The sequence below is a fragment of the Spirillospora sp. NPDC049652 genome (genome assembly GCF_040675125.1).
Taxonomy (GTDB): Bacteria; Actinomycetota; Actinomycetes; order Streptosporangiales; family Streptosporangiaceae; genus Spirillospora.
Window position 1 is genome coordinate 1 of the sequence record NZ_JBFAOF010000489.1, and the last position, 5,344, is coordinate 5,344.

3 protein-coding genes, 1 tRNA gene and 1 pseudogene are annotated in these 5,344 nt (G+C 71.8%); 2 read left to right on the plus strand and 3 right to left on the minus strand.

All coding sequences use genetic code 11. The features are described from left to right. Positions 1-350 precede the first annotated feature (350 nt). Positions 351-427 (minus strand) — tRNA-Met (locus AB0J52_RS25905). A 168-nt stretch (positions 428-595) separates the two neighbouring features. On the opposite strand from AB0J52_RS25905, the gene AB0J52_RS25910 reads away from it, so the two are divergent. Next, positions 596-1,909 (plus strand): cytochrome P450, encoded by a 1,314-nt coding sequence (locus AB0J52_RS25910; protein WP_500184861.1) that lies wholly within the window; start codon positions 596-598, stop codon positions 1,907-1,909. Between the two features lie 63 nt (positions 1,910-1,972). Here AB0J52_RS25910 and pruA read toward each other — a convergent pair whose 3' ends face one another. Both pruA and AB0J52_RS25920 read right to left on the minus strand, forming a co-directional pair. After that, positions 1,973-3,604 carry an L-glutamate gamma-semialdehyde dehydrogenase gene (pruA, locus tag AB0J52_RS25915; RefSeq protein WP_500184862.1) on the minus strand — a complete coding sequence of 544 codons (1,632 nt, stop codon included), beginning with the start codon at positions 3,602-3,604 and terminating at the stop codon, positions 1,973-1,975. Between the two features lie 138 nt (positions 3,605-3,742). After that, positions 3,743-4,669, minus strand: a complete 927-nt coding sequence (locus AB0J52_RS25920; RefSeq protein WP_500184863.1) for a proline dehydrogenase family protein — start codon at positions 4,667-4,669, stop codon at positions 3,743-3,745. A 232-nt stretch (positions 4,670-4,901) separates the two neighbouring features. Between AB0J52_RS25920 and AB0J52_RS25925 the strand changes: the two are divergent. Next, positions 4,902-5,344: pseudogene (locus tag AB0J52_RS25925) on the plus strand (PucR family transcriptional regulator); the annotation flags it as partial.

Consider the following 5,344-nt stretch of genomic DNA (forward strand, 5'->3'; position numbering starts at 1 on the left):
GTAGGGGACGCGGAAGGTCGAGATGTCGTCGGCGAACTTGTCCTCGGCGCGGGTGCCGTGGCGCCGCCTCGTCGTGCGACGCGCGCCCGATCGTGACGAACACCAGCACGCACACGACGTCCAGGGCCGCCGCTCCCGCCACATTCCGCATAACCCCAGGCTAGTGCGCGTCCCCGGCAGCCCCGAACCACCCCGGCGGCATCCCCGCTCGAACGCCGCCCTTGGGCTGAACGCCGAACCGAAATATCCGGCCAGAAAAACCCGAGGCGTGGAAATTCGGGGCGCAGGAAAAATCATCCCGGAAAACGCCGAAGGCCCGGAGCCATTTTCTGACTCCGGGCCTTCGGACCTGGTAGCGGGGGCAGGATTTGAACCTGCGACCTCTGGGTTATGAGCCCAGCGAGCTACCGAACTGCTCCACCCCGCGGCGATGTCTTAACTCTATGGGGTCCCGGATGCTTAGGCAAACCAGAACGCACGGAGCGCCGAACCGCGTCCGGTGGGGTCACTCGGGACCGGCCTGCGGTGGACAGCGCCGGGCCCGTGTCGGAGAGTGTTGATCCGCGGGGGCCGCTCACTTCTCCGGAGGACCGGCATGACCGAAGCGACCAGCAGCACGCACGCACCCCTCGACACGCAGCCACCCCTCGACGCGCACGCACCCCTCGACGCGGACGCATCCCTCGACACGCCAGCGCCCTCCGACGCGTACGCGCCCTTCGACCCGGCGTTCCAGGCCGACCCCTATCCGGCCTACAGGCGGCTGCGCGACCACGACCCCGTCCACCGGCACACCGACCCGCCGTTCTGGGCGCTGTCCCGGTTCGAGGACGTGTGGACGGCCGTCCGCGACCACGAGACGTTCTCGTCAGCGAGCGGCCTGACGTTCTACGAGGACGAGATCGGCAAGCTCGGGCTCGCCCCGACGATCGTGATGCTCGACCCGCCCCGGCACACCGTCCTGCGGCGGCTGATCAGCCACGGGTTCACGCCGCGCCGCACGGCCGCGATGGAGGACACGCTGCGCGCCTTCGTCCGCGCCCGGCTGGCCGGGATGCGGCGGCGGGAGGCGGACGGGGAGACCGTCGACCTGCACCGCGACTTCTCCTCGCCCCTCCCGACGTTCGCGCTGGCCGAACTGCTGGACGTCCCGGAGGCCGACCGCGCCCGGTTCGGCCCGTGGGTGTCGGCGCTCACCACGTTCCAGGACCAGGGCTTCGACACGGCGGCCATGGCCGAGGGCTCCGGTGCGCGGGCCGTGGCGGAGATGTTCGAGTACTTCGGCGGGGTCGTCGCCGAGCGGCGCAGGAACCCCGGCGACGACCTGATCAGCGCGCTCACGGTCGCGGAGGCGGGCGGCGAGCGGCTGACCGACTGGGACGTCCTCGGCTTCTGCTTCGTGATCGTCGCGGGCGGCAACGACACCACCGGGAACCTGGTGTCGCACGCGGTCGCGCTGCTGTCGGAGCGTCCGGACCAGCGGGAGCTGCTGGCCGCCGACCCGTCGCTGATCCCGAACGCGCTGCTGGAGTTCCTGCGGCTGGAGGGCTCGGTGCAGGCGCTCGGACGGACGACGACGCGTCCGGTCACGGTGCGCGGCGTCGAGATCCCCGCCGGGGAGAAGGTGATGATGCTCTACGGCGCGGCGAACCGGGACGAGCGGGAGTTCGGGCCGTCCGCGGACGTCCTGGACGTCACCCGGAGCATCCCCCGCCACCTGGGGTTCGCGAGCGGCGTCCACTTCTGCATCGGGTCGCACCTGGCCAGGCTCCAGGCGCGGGTGGCGCTGGAGGAGCTCCTGGCGGCGCACCCGCACGTGGAACTGGACCAGCCCCGGGCGAAGAGGATCATGTCTCCCTTCACCCGGGGCTGGGTGTCAGCGCCCGTTCACCTGGGGGGTCACCCTTGAGCGGGTAGCGGCCGCGCACGCGGGGGTCGGCCCGCGTGCGGGCAGCGGCCGTGCACGCGGGGGTCAGCCCATGTGCGGGTAGCGGTAGTCCGTCGGCGGGACGAAGGTCTCCTTGATGGAGCGCGGGGACGTCCAGCGCAGCAGGTTCAGGATCGAACCGGCCTTGTCGTTGGTCCCGGACGCGCGCCCGCCGCCGAACGGCTGCTGCCCGACGACCGCGCCGGTCGGCTTGTCGTTGATGTAGAAGTTGCCGGCGGCGAAGCGCAGCACCTCGGCGGTGTGCGCGGCGGCCGCGCGGTCCCGCGCGATGACCGCACCGGTCAGCGCGTACGCCGACACCGACTCCATCTGGGCCAGCATCGCGTCGTACTGGTCGTCCTCGTAGACGTGGACGCCGAGGATCGGGCCGAAGTACTCGGTCCGGAAGATGTCGTTCTCCGGGTCCTCGGAGACCAGGACGGTCGGCCGGACGAAGAAGCCCTCGGAGTCGTCGTAGGTGCCGCCCGCGACGACCTCCACCTTGGGGTCGGCCTGCGCGCGGTCGATCGCGGCCTTGTTCTTGGCGAACGAGCGCTCGTCGATGACCGCGCCCATGAAGTTCGAGAAGTCCGTGACGTCACCCATGGTCAGCGACTCGACCTCGGCGGCCAGCTCGTCCCGCAGGCCGTTCTCCCAGAGCGACCGCGGCACGTAGGCGCGGGACGCGGCGGAGCACTTCTGCCCCTGGTACTCGAACGCGCCGCGGACCAGCGCGGTCCTCAGGACGGCCGGGTCGGCGGACGGGTGCGCGACCACGAAGTCCTTGCCGCCGGTCTCGCCGACCAGGCGCGGGTAGGCGCGGTACTTGTCGATGTTGCCGCCGACGGTCTTCCACAGGCTCTGGAAGGTGGCGGTGGAGCCGGTGAAGTGGATGCCGGCGAGCTCCGGGTGCGCGAGCGCGACCTCGGAGACCGCGATGCCGTCGCCGGTGACCAGGTTGATGACGCCCTTGGGCAGCCCGGCCTCCTCCAGCAGCTCCATGGTCTTCACGGCCGCGTAGGTCTGCGTCGGGGACGGCTTCCAGACCACGACGTTGCCCATGAGGGCCGGGGCGGTCGGCAGGTTCGCGGCGATCGCGGTGAAGTTGAACGGGGTGATCGCGTAGACGAACCCCTCCAGCGGCCGGTGGTCGGACCGGTTCCACACGCCGGGCGAGGAGATCGGCTGCTCGGCGATGACCTGGCGCGCGAAGTGCACGTTGAACCGCCAGAAGTCGATCAGCTCGCACGGGCTGTCGATCTCGGCCTGCTGGGCGGTCTTGGACTGGCCGAGCATGGTCGCGGCGGCGATCGTCTCGCGCCACGGCCCGGACAGCAGGTCGGCGGCGCGCAGGAAGATCGCGGCGCGGTCGTCGAAGGACATCGAGCGCCAGGCCGGCGCGGCCTTCAGCGCGGCCTGGATCGCGTCGCGCGCGTCGTCCTGGGTGGCGGTGCCGAACGTGCCGAGCACGCTCGCCTTGCGGTGCGGCTGGACGACCTGCACCTTCTCGCCCGCGCCGAGCCGCTTCTCGCCGCCGATGGTCATCGGCAGGTCGATCGGGGCCTGCGCCTGGAGCTCGGCCAGCTTCGCCTCCAGGCGGGCCCGCTCGGGGCTGCCGGGCGCGTAGCCGTGGACCGGCTCGTTCACCGGGGCGGGGACGTTGGTCACGGCGTCCATGGAACCTCCTGCGATGTCGATCGGGGTCGGCGGTGTCGGTGGGGCGGTGCCGCTCCGCACGGCGGCGTGGGACGGCCACCGGTCGCGGACCGGTGGCCGTGCGCGCCTGGGCGGCGGGGTGGCGGGGTGGTCGGGCTGTCAGCGGGAGACGAAGGAGCGGAGGAAGAAGGCCAGGTTGGCGGGCCGCTCGGCCAGCCGGCGCATGAAGTAGCCGTACCAGTCCGAGCCGTACGGGACGTAGACGCGCATGTCCTCGCCGGCCCCGGCCAGCCGGCGCTGCTCGCCGGCGCGGATGCCGTACAGCATCTGGAACTCGTAGCTGCCCGGCTTGCGGCCGTTGCGGTGCGCCAGGTCCAGCGCGATCTCGATGATCCGCGGGTCGTGGCTGCCGACCATCGGGTGGCCCTCGCCCTCCATCAACGTCCGCAGCGCCCGGATGTATGCCCGGTCCACGTCCTTCTTCGACTGGAAGGCGACCGACTCGGGCTCGGCGTAGGCGCCCTTGACGAGCCGGACGCGCGATCCGGCGCCGGTCAGGTCGGCCAGGTCGCCCTCGGTGCGGTGCAGCATCGCCTGGATCGCGACGCCGGTCGCGGGGAAGTCGGCGCGCAGCTCGCGCAGGATGCCGAGGGTGGAGTCGACCGTGGTGTGGTCCTCCATGTCGAGCGTGATCGTCATGCCGAGGCCGGCCGCGGCGGCGGCGACCGCGCGGGCGTTCTCCAGCGCGATCCGCTCGCCGTCGCCGGGCAGCGCCTGGCCCAGCGCGGACAGCTTCAGGGACGCGTCCGCGCCGACGGTGAGGCCCTCGGCGGACAGCGCCCGGAACAGCTCCAGGTAGGCGTCGCGGGTGGCGTCGGCCTGGGCCCGGTCGGTGGTGTCCTCGCCGAGGTGGTCGAGGGTGACCTTGAGGCCGTCCCCGTTGAGCTCCTGGATGGCGAGGATGGCCGCGCCGAGATCCTCCCCGGCGACGAACCGGTCCACGACGCTCCGGGTGAGCGGGACGGAGGTGACGAGGTCGCGCATGCGCGCGCTGCGCGCCGCCGCGAGAAGGAGTGGAGCGAGCACCTGGACCTCCGGATTCCGGCGAGTGGCCTGAACGGGTCGTAGGGACGATGCGGTCGGACGATTCGATCGGGATGAATCGGTCGGACGATTCAGCACTTACGTGACATACAGCCCGTTACCACGACGACACGGGCCTTCTCCCCACGTTAGGCGGCCCTGACCTGCGCGGATATAGTCAAGTGTCACTTGGCGGCAAAGCCTTGTTCAGACATATGTATGAGGGGATGGCCGGGTGGCCGGGAGCGGGGACCTCCAGGAGCTGACCGAGCTGGTCGCCGACCTGCTCGGCGCGCCCGCCACGCTGGAGGACCGCGACTTCCACCTCGTCGCGTACGCCGCGCACGGCGGGGCCATCGACCCCGTCCGGATGGACTCGATCCTCAACCGGCGCGCCACCGACGAGGTCCGCTCCCGGTTCGAGCGGTACGGGATCGCCCGCGCCGCCGGCCCGGTCCGGATCCCGGCCGACCCGGGGGCCGGGGTGCTCGGGCGACTCTGCCTGCCCGTCCGGTGGCGGTCGGTGACCTACGGCTACCTGTGGCTGCTGGACGACGAGGGCCGCATCGGCGACGACCTGGTCGCCCGCGCCGCGCCGCTCGCCGAGCGCGCCGGGCTGCTCATGGCGCGGCAGTCACGCGAGCGCGCCGACATCGGCAGGCAGCTCTCCGACCTGCT

Excerpts from the sequence above, each read along its gene's own strand:
- AB0J52_RS25910 (WP_500184861.1), top strand. The coding sequence starts at position 596 with ATGACCGAAGCGACCAGCAGCACGCACGCACCCCTCGACACGCAGCCA.
- pruA (WP_500184862.1), bottom strand. The coding sequence starts at position 3,604 with ATGGACGCCGTGACCAACGTCCCCGCCCCGGTGAACGAGCCGGTCCAC.